Here is a 20,569-nt window from a genome sequence, read left to right as displayed (position 1 = left end):
AAACTTGGTGGAGCCCACTGCGCTTGATGGAGCTCTCAGCGCCAGCGCCGGGAGTGGAAGCGGGTACCCGGCGCGAATTCTTGGATTGGGCGGATTGGCGTTAAGGGCTCTCGTCCCACCGGCTGCGGAAATCACTAAACAGCGCCATTCACGCCGAAGCGCGAGACGCTTCGACAGGACGAACGCTTACTCGTCGGCGCCGCTGCGAGTGATCGACGGCGGCTCCCTGGCGCTCAGCCGACGCGCCAGCGGCGGTCCGAATGGCTGCGCAGAGACCAGCCAAACCGGCGGCGCTAGCGATTTGGCGAGTCTTCGACCGGCGCCCACACCAAAAGTCTCTGGCGCGTCGTTTGCGTTAAACGCCGGGATTACCCCTCAACACGCCAGGGAGGCCTTCGATGCTCGCCGTCAACGAACTACCTGATCAAATCGAATTGCGAGATCCTCGGACGCTTTATCCCCAGCCCCCGTTCCCGAAGCAGAGCCAAAAGCCGCCGGGAGCGACCGACGCCATGGACCCCGTCCCCGACCATGGGGAATCGTCGTACCAGGGATCGGGCAAGCTGAAGGGACTCTCCGCGATCGTCACCGGGGGCGATAGCGGGATCGGCCGCGCCGTCGCCATTGCTTACGCCCGGGAGGGCGCCGACGTGATGATCGCGTACCTCTCCGAGGACGAAGACGCCCGTTCAACCCTCGAAGTCGTGAAAGAGTGCGGCGTCAACGCGCAACTCTACGGCGGCGACCTCACCGATCCCCAGACGGCCGTCCGCTTGGTGGACGCCGCCGTGGGTCAATTCGGCAAGCTTGATCTTCTCGTGAACAACGCGGCGTTCCAGCGGACCGGCGGTGATCCCGACGAATTTTCCAACGAGGAATTCGAGAAGACTTTCGCCACCAACGTCTTCGCGCCGTTCTATCTGAGCAAGGCGGCGCTGGATCACTTGCCCGCTGGCGGGTCGATTATCAACACCGTTTCGATTCAGGCGTACGATCCGTCGTCTTACTTGCTCGCGTACGCCGCCACCAAGTCGGCGCTGGTGAGCCTGACGAAGGGGTTCGCCAAACTTGCCATCGATCAGGGGGTTCGCGTCAACGCGGTGGCCCCGGGCCCGGTATGGACGCCGTTCATCCCGTCCACAATGCCGGAAGAGAAGGTCGCCAAGTTCGGTGAAAACACCCTCTTCACCCGCCCCGCGCAACCGGCGGAGCTGGCGCCGTTATTCGTGTGGCTCGCCTCCGCCGCGGCCAGCTACGTCACCGCCGAGGTCTACGGCGCCACCGGAGGATCGACTCCGGTTTGATCGGCCGCCGCAACATCGATCGACGGTGCGTCAGCGCAGGACAGCCGGCGCCGCTGTCGCCAACCTGGCGCGCTCGCGGCGGCGCTCGGCGTACCGCTCGGACGTCGCCTGGCACATCGCCGCGAACTCCCGCCGGGTCGGTTCTTCGACCTGCTGCAGGTGGTTGGCGAGTCGGACCATGCCGGCCGGGTTCGTCTCGGCGGTGCGCGAGAACAGCGACACGAACCGCATCGTCTCGATGAAGTTGTGGTCCGACGTCCGCAGGATCAGCGGCTTGAGTGTCCGGGCGACGAGCTTCGTGGCGGGGCCCTCGAAGCGGATGAAGGCGTCGAGCCGAGTCGTTAGGTAGCAACGGCCGTTGCTTTCCTCGACGCTCTCGGCGCGGAGCAACAAGACGCTCTGCCCATCGATCGAGCTGGGCATGGGCCCCGCTTGGTACGAGCCGTCCGCCAAGAGCAACATCCGTAGCGGCTCCGCACCCCCCCCATCGCGGTGCAGCACACGGATGTCGCCCACCGCTCCGGCCGAGTCGGCCACCCGGTAGCGCCCCGGCGCGATCGGGGCGAGCTGCAAGCGGCTCACTCCCATCACGTTCCACGAGTCGACGATGAGATCTGGGTGGTCCACCAAGTAGGCGAACATCTCGTCGTCGCAATCGATGATGCGGGTTGGCAACTGCCGGTAGAGCGTGGCGTCGGCCACGACGCTTTCGACCAGCGGGCGGTCGATCGCGTTGAGATGGCGCCAAGGGATCGCCTGGAGCGCCGCCTGCCGCGCTTCACGCGACTCGCTCCCGCCATCGTCTTGGGCGTGGAGCGGGGCTGGTGACAAACAGAGCGCGATCGCGAAGGCCACGGGCCCCACGGTTCGCCGACATCGATTTGCGCAGCCCGACCCCCCCGGTCGGAACGCCATAACTCCCCCCCAGGACGCGGCGTTCGTGCTTCCCGCCCGGGGGCGGGTCGCACTAAATCAGTTCAGCCCCGTAAGCCCCGGCTAAGCCAGCCAGGTCGTTCGGCTAAGCCAATTAGTTCGGTTGTAGGGGCGCCGGGACGTGAGCGTTTTGTCGGGCGCCGGCGCCGCTGTCGTGCGATCGGTCTTGCCCGCGACGCCGCGTAGCGGGGATGCTTCGGACCGATGCGCCAACCGCTCCGACTCTCGCCGTCTCTCCTCGCATGGCTCCGACTCTCCCTCGTGGGGGCGGTGCTGGCGACGCTTGCGCTGGGGGGCGTGTGGCGGGTGGCCGACAGCCGCCTCGACGCCGAGGCCCGCCGCTTGGTCCTCGAAGGGGGCAGCGCCGCTGTCGCCGCGACGCGCGACGATTGGCCAACCCATGTGATGCCGGTCGCTTTGACCGACCCGGGCGAAGCGGGCGTCAACGCCCGTAACGTGGCGTCGGCAAAGCTCAACCAAGCCCTCAGCCAAGCCCAGCGGGGGAGTCGTCAGTCGTTACAGCGGCTCGCGCCTCGGATCGTCGCGGCGCTGAATCATGTCGAGGGAGAACTCACCGACGAGGGAAGCCGTTGGGCCGAATGGGTCGCGCGACAGTTGGCGATCGGCGCCCAGACGCTCGAGCCCGCGCCACGGATCTCCCTGCTGGCCGACATCGACACGACGCTAACGGTCCTCGCGCAGACGCCCCGGCTCGCGCCGGTCGTTGTGGCGTCGCCGCCGACTGTCGCGGAACGCCCGCGGCCCCTCGCGCCGGCGCCGGTGGCCGAACCAGTTCCGAGCGCCGTCGTACAAGCCGAGCCGACGCCCGTCCGCAGCGCGCCGCAAGCGCCGGCGCCGGCCGCCGTCGAACCGGCGTGGCTACCACCCCCCGCGGCGCGGGTCGCCACCAAGTGGCGGAGACCCCAGCTCGAAACCACAACCGAACTGACGCAGGGGCCGGCGACTTCCGACCCCCTCTTCGACCAGACCACCACGGCGCCGGCCGACTTGCCCGACCTGCCACTCCTGGCCGAGGCGCTGCGGCTGACCAGTCTTGTCCCCTCTACGCCAACGGCAAGCGGCCCGACCCGCGCGCCGTCGAGGGAGTTCGACGCCAGTGAGTCGCCCGAGCAGCGGCGTTTGGCGGCGGTTCAAGTCGAACTTCAGCAGCGTGGCTACGGCGCGGTCTCTCGCGGCCAAGTCGAGGGGCTGCTCGCCTCGAACCCCCAGGATCGCGTCGCGCTCGTGAATCGGCTGCTGACCGACCAGGGCGGCGACCCGGCGCGCGTGCTGCTGACGCTCGCGTCGGATGAGTCGGCCGCGGTCCGTGCCGCGGCGATCTCGGCGCTGGGGAGTTCGTCTAGCCGGCAGCTGGTGGAGAAGGCGTTCGAACTTGCGTCGCAGGACCCGGATGTCCGCGTCGGCGCGTTGGTCGAGCCGATCCGAGACCGGCTCCGCTGAACGCCTACTCGGAACACGGCCTTAGCGACGCAGCGTGTCGAGCGGCGTGACCCGCTCGGCGACAAGGTGCTCGCGACGCAGGTCGGTGCGATAACCGCGGCGACCTTGCAGGCCGACGCGTTGACCGACAAGGCTCTTGAAGCGGGCGTCGAGTTCCGGCGTCGGCGTGACCAAGGCGGCGATCTTCCCCTGGTCGTCGATGACGGCGTACTTCGGCGCGTCGGGCCGTTGCGACACGACGGGGCGGAGCACCCCTTGCGCGTCTTGCCGATCGCCAACGGGCGCCGAGGCGAGTTGCGCCGAAGGGGGCGCGAGATTGTTCGGAGCCTGACCGATTAACTCCGACGGAGACCGCCAGCCGACGGCTGTCGGGTTCGTCGCAGGCGTCGTCGTGGCGACGCCAGAGCGGTCGGAAACGGCCATCTGCGTGGCCGGCGGATCGCTGTCACGCATCCGCGTGCCGAGGCGGCGGAAGCTGTCGATCCGTGCCGCAACGTCGCGGACGGCGCGACGCTGGGCGTCGTCGGTCGCGACGGTCAGCAGGTCGGCCGCCTCGTCGCCGAGCCGGTCGAATCGCCAAAGCGTCGGCCGCTCAACAACGATGGTCGAGAGGGCGATCTCTAGAGCGATCAGCCGCTGTTCGAAAGTCGCCGGCGTCTTGCTCGGCTGCGGCTGATTAGGCTGCGGCTGGCTCGACGGGAGAGCCTTTGGCGTGGGCTCGAGCGGCGCCACGTCGGCGGGCGATTCGGGCGCGATCTCATAGCGGGCCGGAGCGACCGTATCGATCGCCAGCGCCGGTGCGGCGATGGTGGCGAGCAGTAGTAGCACGAGCATTTTCATCGTTGGCCCTCACGGTCCGAACGAGCAGGTCGATAGTGATGTCGAGTCGGGCGCGCGGAGAAGTCTCCGGACCCGCTACGGCTTGTAGGGGGAGCGTCCCGAGCGTCGCAAGACCGATCCGGCATCGCTGACGTGCTAGCTGGCGCCCGGCGCGCCGTCTAAGCTGGTGGTGTTGACGAACTCGCCTGCTTTGGCCCCCCGCATTGGATGCGTCCCGACTCCCTCGGCCCTTACACGCTCGGCACGCCGCTCGGCAAAGGCGGCATGGGGGCGGTCTATCGGGCACGGCACCGCGAGACGGGCGACGAGGTCGCCGTCAAAATCCTCAGCCCGCGGCTCGCGGTCGCCGAGGGGTTCCGCGACCGGTTCGAGGGAGAGATCGAATCGCTCAAGGCGCTGCGCCACGCCGGCATCGTCCGGCTCAACGGCTACGGTGAGGAGGAGGGCGTCCTCTTCTACGCAATGGAGCTGGTCGACGGCCCGAGCCTCGAAGAGGAGCTCCGCAACGGCCGCCGCTTCGACTGGCGTGAGACGACGCAGATCGCGATCCAGGTCTGCCGCGCGCTAAAGCACGCGCACGACCACGGCGTGGTGCACCGCGACCTGAAGCCGGCGAACATCTTGCTCGCGCCCAATGGGATGCCCAAGCTCGCCGACTTCGGCATCGCGCGCATGTTTGGCTCGACCGGGGTGACGATCGCCGGCGGCGTCCTCGGGACGGCCGACTACATGTCGCCCGAGCAGGCGGCCGGCACCCCCGTGACGGCGCGTTGCGACCAGTACAGCCTCGGCGGCGTGCTCTACGCGCTGCTGACAGGCCGGCCGCCGTTCCGCGCCGCCGACATGGCCGCGATGCTCCAGCTGCAGCGCTTCGCGATCCCCGAACCGGTGCGGCGTTTCGCCCCCGATACGCCCCAGGAACTCGAACGAATCATCGGCAAGCTGCTCGAGAAGGACCCAGCCGACCGGTTCCCCAACACGTGGGTCGTGGCGCGACGCCTTGAGGCAATGACCCAGGGGCTTGCCCGTGTGGCGGCGGACGATTTCGAGCTGTACCACACCGCCGCCGCTGCCGCGGAGGCCGAGACAGGGGACGAGGCCACCGACGCGTTGGCGCTTGCCGTGACCCGCGACGTGGTCGAGACCGAGGTCCTGCCGCCGACGTCGGAGCGTCAGCGTTTGGCGTCGCCGACAGGATCGATCGTCACCGAGGGAGCGACCTACACGCACGTCGACCCCGACCGCGCCGCCGCCGAGGCGTCGCGTTGGGCGTCGGTGCTGGGGCTTTTGACGGTGATCGGTTTGATGGTGGCGTCGCTCGTGTGGGGGCTTTGGTGGTTCCGCCAGCCCCCTTCGGCCGACACGCTTTACTATCGGGTCGCCAGCGGGGTCGATCGGGGAGACGTCTCGGCCAAGACGCAGGAGGCGGCCCAAACCTTTGTCGAGCGGTTCCCCGACGACGAACGCGCCGAGGAGGTGGCCGAGTGGGCCCGGACCTTGCAACTCGAGCAGAAGCGGCGGCGGATGAAGCTGGCCCGCTGGATCGGCGGCGGCGACGTCGAGACGCCCGAGGAGCTCCTCATGCAGCGCGCCACCGAATTGGCGGGCGCCAGCCCGGCGGCCGGCGCCGCGGCGTTCGACGCGTTGAGCCGGCTGCTGCGGACCGATCGGGACCCTTCGGTCGAGACGACCACTCTGGCGAAGCTCGCCGCCGGCGAGGCCCAACGCCTGCGTGAAGAGAACGCCGAACAGCGCCAACAGATCGCCGACTACTTCGTGAAAAGGCTCGCCAAGGCCGCGGCGGGCGACCTCCCGTCGGTCGCCGAAGCGGTCCTCGCCCTCGCGCCCGAGTCGGCCGAAACCGCTGCGGTGCGTGACCAGGCGCGGGCGATTCTCGCCGGCGAGGCGTCGGCGTCGGGTCGGGCGCCCGTTGCCCCCGACGGGGCGTTGCGGTAGTCACTGCATTAGCGACTTCCGTCAAAATCACTTTTCCGCCCCCTCTATGCCCGCCGCCGACAACCGTTACGCGAACAGCCGCGCCGCCTTCGCCCACGCCAAGACCCTGATGCCGGGCGGCGTGAACAGCCCCGCGCGGGCGTTCGGCGCTGTCGGAGGCGAGCCGCTATTCATCGCCCGCGCCGAAGGGCCGCACCTCTGGGACCTCGATGGCAACCGCTACCTCGATTACATCGGGTCGTGGGGACCGATGATTCTGGGGCACGCCTACCCGGCAGTCGTCGAGGCGCTCGCCGCCGCCGTGCCGCTCGGGACCAGCTACGGCGCGCCAACCGAGGGGGAGAGCGCCCTCGCCCAGCTGATTATCGACTCGGTCCCGAGCGTCGAACGCGTCCGACTCGTCAACTCGGGCACCGAGGCGACGATGAGCGCGATCCGCCTCGCCCGCGGCTACACGGGACGCGACCGCGTCGTAAAGTTCGCCGGCAACTACCACGGCCACGTCGATAGCCTGCTGGTGGCGGCCGGCAGCGCGGCGGCGACCCTCGCCGTACCGAACTCGCCCGGCGTCACGGCGGGGACCGCGGCCGACACGATCGTGCTGCCTTACAACGACGCCGCGGCGCTCGAAGAGGCGTTCGCCAAGCAGGGCGACGAGATCGCGGCGGTCATCTTCGAGCCGGTCTGTGGCAACATGGGCGTCGTCGTCCCGTCGCCGGCGTTTGTCGAAGCGCTCAGCAACCTGCCGCGTGAGCACGGCGCGCTACTAGTTTGCGACGAGGTGATGACCGGCTTCCGTCTCTCCCTGGGCGGCGCCCAAGAGCGGCTCGGCCTCGAGCCCGACCTGACGACGCTCGGCAAGATCGTCGGCGGCGGCTTGCCGGTCGGCGCCTACGGAGGGCGGTCGGACGTGATGGCGAAGGTCCTGCCCGAGGGACCGGTCTTCCAGGCCGGCACGCTGAGCGGCAACCCGCTGGCGACCGCCGCCGGCTGTGCGACGCTCCGCGCGCTGCGTGAAAACCCACCGTACGAGAAGCTCGAGAAGCTTGGCGAGCGTCTCGAGAAGGGCCTCGCCGGCGCCGCCAAGGCCGCTGGCGTCCCCTCTGTGGTGCAGCGGATGGGGAGCATGGTGACGCTCTTCTTCCACGACGGCCCGGTCCGCTCGTGGAGCGACGCGGCCGAGTGCGACACGGCCCGCTTCGGCCGCTACTTCTGGGAGATGCTCGACCGCAACATCTACCTGCCGTGCAGCCAGTACGAGGCGCTCTTCATCTCGGCGGCCCATACCGAAGCCGACATCGACGCCACGATCGCGGCGGCGAAAGAAGCGATCGCGGCGGCGGCGTGACGAAACACGATCTTCGATGAGCCGTCGGCGCTAGCCGCGGGTGAACCCTGGTACCCGCTTCAACCCGCGGATAGCGCCGACGGCTCACCCTTGTTCATTGGGTCGCCAGCTTTTCTTCGGCGGCGCTCGCACGGTAGTACTGCGGCACGAGCGCCAGGACGCTATCCGCCTCGCCCGCTAGCCAGCGGCGCCACGCGACGCGGAGCACCGCGTCGGCCTGCGGCTCGCTCGGATCGCCTCCGACCGTGGCCGCGGCGGGCCCGACGACGCGGTCGGCCGGCCCGAGTTCGGCTTGCAAGGCGGCGGCGGTCGTCCGACTGGTGGGGGTTTCACGGCGCCACTCGCCGCCGCCCGCGGAGAAACGGGCGACGAACAGTTCGCTCCGCTGAGCGTCAACCACTGTCGTCAGGCGGCTATCGGAGGCGTCCGGGGGCGTGGCGGCTGCGGCCAGGGCGTCGAGCGTATCGACCGCAAGCACCGCGGCGCCGATCCCCCAGGCGAACGCCTTGGCGGTGGTGACACCGACCCGCAGCCCGGTGAACGACCCGGGGCCGACCGCGACGGCCACCGTCGTCAGGTCGCCGGGCGCCCAGCCGAGCCGGCCGAGCAGGCGCTGAATCGTCGGCGCCAGGGTGCGTGCCGAGCGGGCGTCGCGTGGCAGGGTCTCGGCGGCGACGATCTCGCACCCGTTCCGGTCGACCTGCCCCGCAGCGACCGATCCGAAGAGGCCGGAGGTCTCGATCGCCAGCCACTTTCCCGCCTGGGCGGGTTGGGGGGCCGGATTCGGGGCGTCGGGGGTCGCGTTGGGCATTGGATCGTGGTTCTGCTGAGGCCGGCCGGCTTGACCGAAGTCAAAGCCCCGTCTAGTGTTTTGGCTTCGCGCGAGGGGGGCCGACGGGGCCGGTCGCGCCCTCGTTGCAGCCGCCGGGGAACGGTCGTTCGTCGGCGGCAGACGGGTCGGCTGAACCGCGGCGGCGACCGCGCGTTCGCAACAAGTCGTCCACGCAAGTTATCGCCCCAGCAAGTTATCAGCCATCGGCCCCGGCTCGGGAGGGCAGCCGCCTTGAAACGCGCCATTATCAGCGACATCCACGGCAACCTTGAGGCGCTCGAGACCGTCCTCGCGCACATCAAGGACCAAGTCGTCGACGAGATATTCTGTCTCGGCGATGTCATCGGCTACGGCCCCAAGCCGTGCGAGTGCCTCGACGCCGTGATGGCCAACTGCAAGGTGGCGCTGCTCGGCAACCACGACCAGGGCGCGCTGTTCGATCCCGAAGGGTTCAACAGCGGCGCCGAGCGGGCCATCTTCTGGACCCGCGACCAGCTCGAGTCGACCAAGGGCGACCGCGACCAAGTCGACAAGCGCTGGGACTTCCTCGGCGGCCTGCCACGCGTCCACCGCGACGGCGACTGGCTGTTCGTCCACGGCTCGGCCCGCAACCCGGTGAACGAGTACGTCTTCCCCGAGGACATCTACAACCAGAAGAAGATGGAGAAGCTCTTCAGCCTGATCGGGCACGGCTGCTTCCAGGGCCACACCCACGTGCCGGGCGTCTTCACCGAGAGCCGCAACTTCATCACGCCCGAAGAAGCCAACTACGTCTATGAGGTTAGCGACCAGAAGTTCATGGTGAACGTCGGCTCGGTCGGCCAGCCCCGCGATGGCGACCCGCGTGCTTGCTACGTCGTGCAGGAAGACAATCGGATCACGTTCCACCGCGTCGACTACGACATCGACAAGACCGCGGACCTGATCTACGGCACGCCCGAACTCGACAATTTCCTCGGCGACCGCATCAAGCAAGGCCGCTGACGGACGAAACGGCTAGTTCATTCCCTCCCCCTGTGGGGGAGGGGTAGGGTGGGGGTGACGCGGGTGCCCGGCATCCCCCCACCACGACCCTCCCCCACAGGGGAGGGGACAACTCGACTCCCTCCGGCTGCGAAGCCGAACTCTCCCTCCCAGGCGAATGGATATCCAACAACGCCGCCCGCAACGTGGCGGCGACCAACCGTTCGACCAACGCTTCTTGCTGTTTGCGGTGATCGCGATGGCGACGTTGATGCTGTTCAACAGCACAGCGCCCCCGCCGGTCGAAGAGAAGCCGGTCGAGGACGCCGCTGCGCAAGTTGCGGTCGAAGCCCCGTTGCCCGACGCGGAGGTCGAGCCGAGCCTGCCCGCCGAGGAGGCCGCCGACCTTGAAGAGGCGCCCGCCGAGGCCGAGCGGATCGCCCTGGGGTCGGCCGACCCCAACGGCGCGTACCGGATGCTGCTTACCGTCAACAATGTTGGCGGCGCCATCGAACGCGTCGAGCTCGCCAGCGAGAACTACCGTGACCTCGACGACCGGAGCGGCTATCTGGGCCAGCTGGCGCTGACCGACGCGCCGTCGGGCGGCGCCCTCGTCAATATCGTCGGCGCCGGCACGCCGGCCGAAGCGGCGGGCCTCGAGCCCGGAGACGTCATCACCGGCGTCCAGCGCCTCGGCGCCAAGCCGGGCAAGGCGATCGAGGTGACGACCGCCCGCGACCTGCTGCTGGTCATCGACGCCACGAAGCCCGGCCGCGAATTGCAACTCAGCGTGGCGCGCAACGGCGAGCCCGAGACGCTCACCGCCGAACTCCGCCGGCAGCCGCTCGACCTGATGCGGCCCGAGGTCGAGAACATCCGTCTCCATTCGCCCGAAGAGGCGGAGAAGTTCCAGTCGGTCCCGTCCTTCGTCGTGCGTCTGGCGTCGGCGAACGGGCTCCGCAGCGACGCCCCGGCGATCGTCGAAGCAAACCGTCAGCTCGCCGACGAGCCGTGGACTGTCGACGATCGCGAAGCGGAGAGCGTGACGCTCCGCCAACGGTTGGCCGGTCTCGGCCTCGAGGTCGTGAAGCGGTTCGGCGTGGTCGAGACGCCCGAAACCGAGCGTGAGAACCACGCCTTCCCCTCGTACCACTTCGACTTGGCGGTCGAGGTGCGGAACCTCCGCGACGAGCCGCAGACGGTCGCTTACGAGCTGACCGGGCCCAACGGCTTGCCGATCGAGGGCTACTGGTACGCCAACAAGATCGGCCGCGGCGACGGCAGCTTCTTCGGCGACTGGGGCAGCTTTGGCCTCCGCGACGTGGTGGTCCGCTTCGCCAACGACCGGCTCACGCAGTACGCCGCCAAGAGCGTCGCCGACGGCGATGTCCGCCCGATGGGGCAGGGGCGTCCGCTGGCGTTCGCCGGCGTCGATGCGCAGTACTTCGCGTCGATCGTGATCCCTCAAAAGCCGTCGCTCGCCGAGGTCCGCACCGCCGAGGTCCGCGCCGTCTTGGCGACCGAGGAACTCCCCAAACGGGACCAGGCGCGCTGGCAGAACACGTCGCTGGTCCTCGAGAGTGAGCCGGTCACGCTCGGCGCCGCGGGGGGCGACAGCGCGACGGCGACCGACGACTTTCGCGTCTTTGCCGGCCCGAAACTGCCCGAGTTGTTGCAAGCCTACTCCGCCAACGACGACGCCAACCACTCGCTACACGACATCCTCTACTACGGCTGGTTCGGCTGGGTCGCCAAGCCGATGCTGTGGCTGTTGCACACGTTCAATGGGATCGTTGGCAACTACGGCCTCGCGATTGTGATGCTGACGATCTGCGTCCGCGGCGCCATGTTCCCCATCAGCCGGCAGACGGCGATGAACATGGTGAAGATGCAGCAGCTCAAGCCGGAGATGGATCGACTCGCCGAGCGTTACAAGGACGACATGCCGAAGCGCTCGCAGGCGCAGCAGGAGTTGTTCCGAAAGCACAACTACAACCCGGCGGCCGGTTGCCTGCCGATGTTTATCCAGCTGCCGATCTTCATGGGCCTCTACCGGGCGCTGGCGGTCGACGTCGAGCTGCGGCAGGCGCCGTTGATCAGCGACGCAATCCGCTTCTGTAGCAACCTGGCCGCGCCCGACATGTTCTACGACTGGTCGGCCTACACGCCGCAGTGGATGGACAACGGGCAGGGCCTGTTCGGCTTCGGGCCGTACTTCAACCTGCTGCCGCTGGCGACGTGCGGGCTGTTCTTGCTGCAACAAAAGCTGTTCATGCCCGAGCCGACCAACGATCAGGCCCGCATGCAGCAGCAGATGATGAAGTACATGATGCTCTTTATGGGCCTGATGTTCTTCAAGGTGCCGAGCGGTTTGTGTATCTACTTCATCGCCTCGAGCCTGTGGGGCATCGCCGAGCGGAAGATGCTGCCGCGGCCTACGCCGCCGGAGACGAGCGCGATCTCGCCGACGACGTCGACCGTGAAATCGCCGTCGGCCGCCAACAGCGCGGTGAAGGCGCGGGCCGCTAAGAAGGCGAAGAATAAGAAGCGGAAGTGAGTTGGTGGAGAGTGAGTGGTTGGAGAGTGACTGGTCGCAAGTCGCTGGTGGTAGATCGCTGATGGCGCGACTCCCGGCGCTGGCGCTTAGGGCTCTCCACCCAATTGCGCGGGAGCCCTAAGCGCCAGCGCCGGGAGTGAACCAACATGACACCCGACGTCGCCGACACGATCGCCGCAATCGCCACGGCGCGCGGCGCGAGCCGACGCGGTGTCGTGCGGTTGTCGGGGCCGCGGGCCGTCTCGATCGCTCATCTGCTGTGCGGGGCGACCCTCGAGGGGAACTCACCTCGTCGCTTCGCGGACCAGACGCTCCGCATCGAGCTCGCCGGCCGATCGCACGAGTTGCCGGCCGACCTTTTCGTCTGGCCCGACGAGCGGAGCTACACCCGGCAACCCGCGGTCGAGTTCCACACGCTGGGCTCGCCACCGGTGCTCGACGCGGTGGTGCGGGCGTGCCTCGCGGCGGGCGCACGGCTCGCCGAGCCGGGAGAGTTCACGCTGCGGGCGCTGCTCGGCGGGCGGATCGACCTGACGCAGGCCGAGGCGGTGCTGTCGGTGATCGACGCCCGCAGCGACGAACGCCTCGAGGCGGCCCTCGAACAACTCGCCGGCGGGCTCTCGACGCCGTTGCACCGGCTGCGCGTCGATCTGCTGGGGCTGCTTGCCGATTTGGAGGCGGGCCTCGACTTTGTCGAGGAAGAGGATATCCGTTTCGTCGAGGCCGACGAGCTGCGCCGCCGGCTTGCCGCGGCGGCGAAGCTCGTCGATGAGACAGCCTCGCAAATCGCCGAGCGTGACGACGCCCAACGGCTGCCATTGGTCGCGATTATCGGCCCACCGAACGTCGGCAAGAGCCGGCTGTTCAACGTGTTGGTCGAACGCTACGGCGTCGAATCGCAGCGGACGCAAGCGATCGTCGCCGATGCGGCCGGGGTGACGCGCGACACGCTGGCCGCTGTGATTGAGATCAACGGCTTGCGGTGCGCTTTGATCGACACAGCAGGCGACGACGAGACGGCGGCGATCGACGCCATCGACCGCGTCGCCCGCGACCGTCTCACGGCCGTCGTACGCGACGCCGACCTACTCGTTGAGTGCCGCCGCGCGGGACCGGCGCCCCTGACGACATTGGTGGATCGGCTTAGCGTGGCGACGATGGTTGACGCATCAGCCGCAACGATGTCGGAAGGCTGGCTCGCCACGAGCGCCGCGACCGGGCAGGGCGTCGCCGAACTCGCCGAAACGATCGCCTCGCGGCTCGCCGAATCGTCGCACGGCACGCTGGCCGCGACCGCCGACCGTTGCCGCACGGGGCTCACCCAAGCCGCCGGGGCGCTCGCCCGGGCGCTCGACGCGGTGGACATCGGCGACGAGCTCGTGTCGCTAGAACTGCGCGAGGCGCTCGACGGCCTCGGCCGCGTTGTCGGCGAGGTCGTCACCGACGAGGTGCTTGGGGAGATCTTTGGGAAGTTTTGTATCGGGAAGTGAGCCCGCCAGGAGATTGGCATCCCCCTCCCTTTCAGGGAGGGGCTAGGGGAGGGTCGGGGCGATCAGGACAGGAGAACGGACCTGTGGGGAACGGTTTCACCCTCCCCTAACCCCTCCCTGAAAGGGAGGGGGACCGGGGCGTTTATCCGTGGGCGTCGGCGACTATTTCGTCTTCGCCCTGCAAGTACGTTTGCCCGCGGTAGAAGGGCGCCCACAGCAAGTAGCCACAGGCCACGACGAGCATCGACCCGACGAAGAACCAGTAGTAGCTCGCGCCTTCTAGCATCAGCGTGCCGTCTTCTCGCACGATGAACCGATTCACCAGCGCTGTGAAGACGTTGCCGAGCGAGATGCTGAGCATGCAGAACGCCATGACGATCGACTTCAGCCGGCGCGGCGCCTGGGTGTAGAAGAACTCGAGCATCGTGATTGAGATCAGCACCTCGGCCGCCGTTAAGAACAAGTAGGCGATCACTTGCCAGACGATGCTCGGGGTCTCGCCACCGTCGATTCGCCCTTCAATGAGGGCCGACACGGCGAACGCCCCCGCGGCGATGAACAACCCGGCGCCGATCTTGCGGAGCGGCGTCACCCGGATGAAGCAATCGACAACCGGGTAGACCACGAGCGAAAACAGCGGGACGAGCGTCAAGACGAACATGCCGTTGATTGACTGCATCTGCGAGGGGTCCATCGTGATCCCCAGCAGCGGAACCCGCAGGTCCATCTTATCGGCCTGCAGCACCCAGGCGCTGGCCGTCTGGTCGAAGAGGGACCAGAACATGGCGACGAACAACAGCAGCGGCGTCAGGTTCGCCAGCGCCCTGACGCCATCGGCGCCGAAGGTCTCGCTCCAGAACGCCTTGCCGGCGGGCGGGACGTGAACGAACTGGTGGCGGCCGAGCCAGAACATGAAGGTCGCCACCGCCATCAGCACGCCGGGGACGCCGAACGCCCAGGCGGGGCCGAAACGCGGGTCGTTCAGGAGCCAGGGGGTGAGCAGTTGCGAGCAGACGGCGCCGATGTTGATCGAGAAGTAGAACCAGCTATAGACCCGGGTCAGCAGGCGCTTGTTACTCGGTCCGAACTGGTCCCCGACATGCGCCGTGACGCACGGCTTGATCGCGCCCGACCCGCAGGCGATCAGCGCCAGGCCGGCGAACAGGATGTAGCGCGACCGCACCATCTCCGCCAGCGGCGTATCGACCATCGCCATCAGCGCATGGCCGGCGCAGTAGAAGAGCGATAGCCAAAGGATCGTGTGGTACTTGCCCCACCACCGGTCGGCGATCAGGGCGCCGATGAAGGGGGTCGCGTAGGCTGACGCGACAAACCAGCTGATCGCCTCCTTGGTTTCTTCGGGCGACAGGTTGTCGGGCCCACCGTCGAGGCCGACGAGGTGCTTCGTGAGGAAGACGGCCAGGATCGCCTTCATCCCGTAGAAGCTGAACCGCTCGGCCGCCTCGTTGCCGACGATGAAGGGGATCCCGCCTGGCATGCGGGTTTCGTTGGGATCGGGCGCCGTGCGGTAGGTGCTCAACGGGAATCCTCGGCGGTGGGGGGCGGGCCGGGCGAGTCTAGCCCAACGCCGGCCGGAGTTCAGCGCCTGTTATTTCGCTTCGACGGGGGGCGAGACGCGAGCGCCTTTCACTCAACGCCACGTCGGTCCGTGCGCAGGACCGACAAGCGGGGACGCTTCGGCTTATGATGGGGGTCGAATTCTTCTCGGCCGGTCTTCAGGAGTTGGTGATGCGGGTGCATGCTCTTTTGGTGCTGTTGGTACTTCTAACCCTGCAGGCGGCTGACCCGCTTTCCGCCGGCGCCGCCGAACCCATGCGGGTCGCGGTGGTGGGGCTGTCGCATGATCATGTGTTCGGCCTGTTGGGTCGCCCGCGCGATTGGGGGGACCTTGAGATTGTCGCCGTCTACGAGCCCGACCGGGCGCTCGCTGATGAGCGGATGCGGGGCGCCGGGCTCGACGCCAATCTCTATTACGACGATCTGCCGACGTTGCTGCGAGAGACTAAGCCCGAGGCGGCGGTGCTGTTTGGCGGCATCCGAGCCCACCACGAGCAGACACTCGCCTGCGTCGCGGCGGGGGCGGCGGTGATGGTCGAGAAGCCGCTGGCGACGAACCTCGCCGACGCCCGGGCGATGGCTGCGGCGGCCGAGGACGCCGGTGTCGCCCTGCTGACGAACTACGAAACGACCTGGTACCGCAATCTACGCGGGATGAAACGCCAGATCGACGCGGGCGACCAAGGGCCGACCCGGCGGATGGTCTTTCGGATGGGGCATCCGGGGCCCGTCGAGATCGGTTGTCGCCAGCCGTTCCTCGACTGGCTGCTCGATCCTGTGGAGAACGGCGGTGGGGCCGTGACCGACTTCGGCTGCTACGGCGCCAATTTGGCGACGTGGCTGATGGACGGGCAACGTCCCCTCTCGGTGAGCTGCGTAACGAAGCGGCTCAAGCCCGACGTCTACGAGCGGGTCGACGACGACGCGACGATCACGATCGAGTACCCCGACGCGGTGGCGGTGGTGCAGGCGTCTTGGAACTGGCCGCACAGCGTGAAGGACGCCGCCCTCTACGGCGCGACGGGCCAGATGACGAGCCTCGGAACCGAAAAGTTCCGCAGTTGGCGACAGGGCGAAGCACGGCCGATCGAGCTGGCGGCGCCCGAACTCCCCGCGAGCGACGCCGAGCCGTTCGCCCACCTCGCCGCCGTCGTGCGAGGCGAGGCGGAGCCGAACGCCCTGTCGTCGGTCGAGAACAACCTGCTGGTGGTCGAGATCCTTGACGCCGCGCGCGAGTCGGCAGCGACGGGGCGACGCGTTCGGCTGCAGCCGTAACCAAGTTGCGTCGGCGATTAGAGCCAGCCAATCGCGAACGCCGACCAGAAGACGAGGATGGGCGGGGCGATCAGCCCGATCACGACGCCGCCGATGACCATCTCTTTCACCCGCAGGTGACCGGCGCCGTAGACGATCGCGTTGGGGGGCGTCGAGATCGGTAGGCACATCGCCGCGGAAGCCGACAGGGCGATTGGCGCCGCCATGCGGGCGTCGCCGCCGGCCGCCTGGGCGGCGCCGAGCACCGCAATCGCGATTGGCAGCACGATGTTCGCCGCGGCCGTGTTGCTCATCAGGTTCGACATCACGAGCGTTATGTACGAGAAGCCAATCGCCAACGCCACGGGCGAGAGGCCGTCGATCGGGAGCAGTCCGACGGCCCACTCGGCGAGGCCGGTGTTGTCGATCGCCACGCCGAGCGACAGCCCGCCTGTGATGAGCAGCAGGATATCCCAAGGAAGTTGGCGGATGTCCGCGGCCGTGAGGATGCCCGTCGACGTAAGCACGACGGTCGGCACGAACGAGACGAGCGTCGTTGGCAGCCCGTGCAGCGGGCTCGTCATCCAGAGGCCAACCGTTACACAGAAGGTCGCGACGACGACCTGTTGTTTGTAGAGCGGCGTCGGGTCGGAAGCGACGCCGGCGTGGAAGAGGATTCCTTGTTCGCTGCTGAAGGCCGCGCCGCGCAGGTGGACTACGACGAGAAAAATCCAGCTGATCGCCAGCAGGACCAGCGAAGGCGGAACGCCTAGGATCATCCACTCGGCAAAGTTCACGGCCGACTCGCCTTGCAGAAGTCCAGCTGCAATGGCGTTCGGCGGCGTGCCGATGATGGTCCCCATGCCGCCGATGTTGGCCGCGAAGGCGACTCCCAACGCGATTGCCTTGGAAACGGGGTCGCCCGCGGCGCGGGCGGCGAAGATCGGCGTCATCATCGCCAGCACGAGCGTGGCGGTCGCCGTGTTGGACATGAACATCGACAGCACCGCCGTGACGAGCATTAAACCGAGCAGCAGCATGGCAGGCCGCTGACCGAAAAGCCCCAACGCGCGGGCGGCGAGCCAGCGGTCGAGGCCGGTCTTTTCGGCGGAGGTCGCCAGGCAGAACCCACCGAAGAAGAGCCAAATCAATGGGCTCCCCCAGGGCGTCACAAACTGCTCCCAGTCGTGGGCGTCGGTCGCGTAGACCCCGTCGGGCTTCCCCAATAGCGCGATCAGGCAGCCGATCGTCAGAAGACTGGTCGCGAAGGCGGGGATCGCCTCGGTGATCCACATCCCGGCGGCGAACAGCAGAACGAACAACGCCCGGTGACCCGCCTCACTGAGGCCCGGGTACTGCGGCCCAAAGGCGACGAGCGTCGCCACCGACAGGCACGCCGCGGTCGTCACCAGCGAACGGACCTGGGAAAACTTGAAGAGCCCGAGGAGGCTTCGCGCATCGTTGCGACCGCTGGGAAGCATAGAAAGAGGCGGGGGCTAAGGGCGGGGCGAGGTGGACGGAATCCCCTTCCAACGGTCCGCCTCGGAGAGCCATCTTCACGCCCCGTACCGGGCGAGGCAACGTGAACACCCGCCCCCGCGACGATTCACCGCAACGGGCGTCCCACCGCACCACCACCGGTGGCCGGGGAGGTCGCAGTCAGGCCGGATGGCGACTAGGCTGGGGGCTTCTCCCGTGACGCCTCACCGACGGTCCCGCCCCTATGATTCGCCGCTTCTTCGTTTGCTGCTTCGTCTTCGCGATCATCGGCTGCCACAGCGTGGCGAGCGCCGACGACAAAACGACTTCCAAGTCCGACAAGACGGAGAAGTCCGAGAAAGAAGACGCCAAGGACAAGAAAGAAGACGACGAAACGCCCAAGCTGCGCGTCACCACCGGCGCCGTGACGATCGACGGCGAGGAGGTCGCCTACGTCGCGACCGCCGGCAAGCTCCCGCAGAAACACGACGGCGGCGACGCGAAGGCCGAGATCTTCTTCGTCGCCTACACCCGCGGCGGCCTCGGCGACGACGGGCAGGCCGAGGCCGACCCCGACCGGCCGGTGACGTTCTGCTTCAACGGCGGCCCCGGCGCCTCAAGCGTCTGGCTCCACCTCGGGATGCTGGGGCCGAAGCGAGTCCGGCTGCCGGACGACGCGTCGTTCCCCGAGCCCCCCTACAAGCTGGTCGCCAATCCTTACTCGCTGCTCGACGTCACCGACTTGGTGTTCATCGACCCGGTGGGGACCGGCTACAGCCGCCCGACCGAGGGCGAGAAGCGTGAGCAGTTCCACGGACTTGAGGAAGACCTCCGCAGCGTCGGCCTGTTCATCCACGACTACACCACGAAGTTCCGCCGCTGGGAGTCGCCCAAGTTCATCCTCGGCGAGAGCTACGGCGGCCTCCGCGCCGGCGGTCTGTCGGACCTGCTGCAAGACCGCTACCACATGTACCTCAACGGCGTGGTGCTCGTCTCGGCGGTGCTCGATTTCAGCACGCTCGGCTTCGCAGACAACAACGACCTGCCGTACGTCCTGTTCCTGCCGGGATACGCGGCGACCGCTTGGCGTCACAAGGCGCTCGACGACGACCTGCTCGGCAAGCCGCTGACGGAAGTCGTCGCCGAGGCCGAGGCGTTCGCCGCCGGCGACTTTGCCGACGCGTTGCTGCAGGGCGCCGCGATGCCGGCAGAGAAGCGCAAGGAAGTCGTCGCCGAGGCGGCCCGCCTGACGGGGCTCTCCGAGGAGTACCTCGAAGCGACCGACCTCCGCGTCAGCATGTGGCGGTTCAGCAAGGAACTGCTCCGCGGCCGCAACCAGTTGATCGGCCGTTATGACAGCCGCTACGTCGGCCCCGGCGTTGATGGCGCCGGCGAGTCGATGGACTACGACCCTAGCGACGCGGCCTTCGAGGGGATCTTCTGCGCCGGCATGAACGCCTACCTCGCCGACGACCTCGACTACCAAGACGACCGCGTCTACGAGACGCTCACCTCGGTCCAGCCGTGGAACTACAAGCCGTTCATCAATCGCTACGTCACGACGGCCGAGCGGCTCCGCGACGCGATGGTCAAGAACCCGGCCCTCGAAGTCTTCGCCGCGTGCGGCTACTTCGACCTAGCGACCCCGGCGTTTGCGATGAAGCACACCCGCGACCACACCATGACGACCGACGCCCTGCGAGAGCGTTTCACGACCGGCTACTACGAGGGGGGGCACATGATGTACGTGCACGAGCCCTCGCTCGAGAAGCTGCGGAAGGACCTCGTCGAGTGGTACGAGAAGGCGTCGGAGTAGAACGTCAGGGGTAAGTAACCGCCAAGACGCCAAGAACGCCAAGAAGTTGTTGCTTATCCTCCTCACACCGAATTGAACGTCGGCTTCACGGACCCGCGCGGGGCCGCTAAGTTGCGCCGGTTCTCACCCCCCTCGGAGCCTGCGCCATGAAATCGCTGCTAGCGGTTGCTTTCTTGCTCGCCTTTGCCGGCGCCTCGTCCGCCCAGCAACTCGGCGTGCCGATCAACTCGACCGAGGCCCGCGACGCCGCCCTCGAACGGCTCCGCCGGGGCGAGGTCTACGAGTCGCAACGCTGGCGCGCCCGTTTCCACCTCGACGAGGCGCTGCAGTTGCCGCAGTTCCAGGGGATCGTCTTCGCCGGCGCCCGGATCGTCGAGATCGAAGAGGACTCGCCGCTCAGCCAGCTCGGCCTGAAAGTGGGCGATGTCATCACCCGCCTCGACGGCACCAAGATCGACACCGGCCGCTGGCCGAACCAAGACGGCTGTTACTGGATGATGCCGCAGTTCGAACGGCACTACGGACTCACGACTGTCCGCTTTGTCCGCTCGGGAACGACACAAGTCGTTGACCAAACGGTCGACCTCGGCGCGCGGTGCAAGCCGCAGCGCTTCCCCACGCTGCCGGGCAACGTGATGCTGCCGTAGGCAGGGTCATCCCCCTCCCTTTCAGGGAGGGCCTAGTGCTTTGTCAAAGCTAGAAATGAGGGTTTGCTCCACGAGCCGTTTTGGCGCTAGCCACGGTTCTTGGTGATTCAA

15 protein-coding genes are annotated in these 20,569 nt (G+C 67.8%); 10 read left to right on the top strand and 5 right to left on the bottom strand.

All coding sequences use genetic code 11. The features are described 5' to 3' along the window. The first annotated feature begins 398 nt into the window (after positions 1–398). Positions 399–1,304 (top strand): SDR family oxidoreductase, encoded by a 906-nt coding sequence (locus Pla108_RS16445; RefSeq protein WP_146446065.1) that lies wholly within the window; start codon positions 399–401, stop codon positions 1,302–1,304. A 30-nt stretch (positions 1,305–1,334) separates the two neighbouring features. On the opposite strand, the gene Pla108_RS16440 is transcribed toward Pla108_RS16445, so the two are convergent. After that, entirely contained in the window at positions 1,335–2,159 is an 825-nt protein-coding gene (locus Pla108_RS16440; RefSeq protein WP_231934537.1) for a hypothetical protein, read from the bottom strand. A 282-nt stretch (positions 2,160–2,441) separates the two neighbouring features. Here Pla108_RS16440 and Pla108_RS16435 point away from each other — a divergent pair, with 282 nt between their 5' ends. After that, positions 2,442–3,698 (top strand): hypothetical protein, encoded by a 1,257-nt coding sequence (locus Pla108_RS16435; RefSeq protein ID WP_146446063.1) that lies wholly within the window; start codon positions 2,442–2,444, stop codon positions 3,696–3,698. 21 nt (positions 3,699–3,719) lie between these two features. On the opposite strand, the gene Pla108_RS16430 is transcribed toward Pla108_RS16435, so the two are convergent. After that, positions 3,720–4,532, bottom strand: a complete 813-nt coding sequence (locus tag Pla108_RS16430) for a hypothetical protein (protein ID WP_197526634.1) — start codon at positions 4,530–4,532, stop codon at positions 3,720–3,722. A 213-nt stretch (positions 4,533–4,745) separates the two neighbouring features. On the opposite strand from Pla108_RS16430, the gene Pla108_RS16425 reads away from it, so the two are divergent. Further along, on the top strand, positions 4,746–6,494 hold the full coding sequence (locus Pla108_RS16425; RefSeq protein ID WP_146446061.1) for a serine/threonine-protein kinase: 1,749 nt from the start codon (positions 4,746–4,748) through the stop codon (positions 6,492–6,494). Positions 6,495–6,540: 46 nt separating this feature from the next. After that, complete coding sequence (hemL, locus tag Pla108_RS16420) at positions 6,541–7,842, top strand: glutamate-1-semialdehyde 2,1-aminomutase (RefSeq protein WP_146446060.1); 1,302 nt, start codon at positions 6,541–6,543, stop codon at positions 7,840–7,842. A gap of 94 nt (positions 7,843–7,936) precedes the next feature. On the opposite strand, the gene tsaB is transcribed toward hemL, so the two are convergent. Next, on the bottom strand, positions 7,937–8,653 hold the full coding sequence (gene tsaB / locus Pla108_RS16415) for a tRNA (adenosine(37)-N6)-threonylcarbamoyltransferase complex dimerization subunit type 1 TsaB (protein WP_146446059.1): 717 nt from the start codon (positions 8,651–8,653) through the stop codon (positions 7,937–7,939). A gap of 252 nt (positions 8,654–8,905) precedes the next feature. On the opposite strand from tsaB, the gene Pla108_RS16410 reads away from it, so the two are divergent. From Pla108_RS16410 to Pla108_RS16400, 3 genes are all read left to right on the top strand, one after another. Then, positions 8,906–9,658 carry a metallophosphoesterase family protein gene (locus tag Pla108_RS16410; protein ID WP_146446058.1) on the top strand — a complete coding sequence of 251 codons (753 nt, stop codon included), beginning with the start codon at positions 8,906–8,908 and terminating at the stop codon, positions 9,656–9,658. 157 nt (positions 9,659–9,815) lie between these two features. Further along, positions 9,816–12,194, top strand: a complete 2,379-nt coding sequence (locus Pla108_RS16405) for a YidC/Oxa1 family insertase periplasmic-domain containing protein (RefSeq protein ID WP_146446057.1) — start codon at positions 9,816–9,818, stop codon at positions 12,192–12,194. A 146-nt stretch (positions 12,195–12,340) separates the two neighbouring features. Next, on the top strand, positions 12,341–13,684 hold the full coding sequence (locus tag Pla108_RS16400) for a tRNA modification GTPase (RefSeq protein WP_146446056.1): 1,344 nt from the start codon (positions 12,341–12,343) through the stop codon (positions 13,682–13,684). Positions 13,685–13,826: 142 nt separating this feature from the next. On the opposite strand, the gene Pla108_RS16395 is transcribed toward Pla108_RS16400, so the two are convergent. Continuing rightward, positions 13,827–15,224 (bottom strand): POT family MFS transporter, encoded by a 1,398-nt coding sequence (locus tag Pla108_RS16395; protein WP_197526633.1) that lies wholly within the window; start codon positions 15,222–15,224, stop codon positions 13,827–13,829. Positions 15,225–15,388: 164 nt separating this feature from the next. Here Pla108_RS16395 and Pla108_RS16390 point away from each other — a divergent pair, with 164 nt between their 5' ends. Next, positions 15,389–16,537: a Gfo/Idh/MocA family protein gene (locus Pla108_RS16390; protein WP_197526632.1), complete on the top strand. Its 1,149-nt coding sequence runs from the start codon at positions 15,389–15,391 to the stop codon at positions 16,535–16,537. A gap of 17 nt (positions 16,538–16,554) precedes the next feature. On the opposite strand, the gene Pla108_RS16385 is transcribed toward Pla108_RS16390, so the two are convergent. Next, entirely contained in the window at positions 16,555–17,997 is a 1,443-nt protein-coding gene (locus tag Pla108_RS16385; protein ID WP_146446055.1) for an SLC13 family permease, read from the bottom strand. Positions 17,998–18,239: 242 nt separating this feature from the next. On the opposite strand from Pla108_RS16385, the gene Pla108_RS16380 reads away from it, so the two are divergent. Both Pla108_RS16380 and Pla108_RS16375 read left to right on the top strand, forming a co-directional pair. Further along, positions 18,240–19,811, top strand: a complete 1,572-nt coding sequence (locus Pla108_RS16380; protein ID WP_146446054.1) for a S10 family peptidase — start codon at positions 18,240–18,242, stop codon at positions 19,809–19,811. Between the two features lie 146 nt (positions 19,812–19,957). Beyond that, positions 19,958–20,458: a PDZ domain-containing protein gene (locus Pla108_RS16375; protein ID WP_146446053.1), complete on the top strand. Its 501-nt coding sequence runs from the start codon at positions 19,958–19,960 to the stop codon at positions 20,456–20,458. Positions 20,459–20,569 lie beyond the last annotated feature (111 nt).

The sequence above is a fragment of the Botrimarina colliarenosi genome, from assembly GCF_007859955.1.
Taxonomy (GTDB): Bacteria; Planctomycetota; Planctomycetia; order Pirellulales; family Lacipirellulaceae; genus Botrimarina; species Botrimarina colliarenosi.
This window is presented reverse-complemented; position numbering and strand designations above follow the sequence as displayed.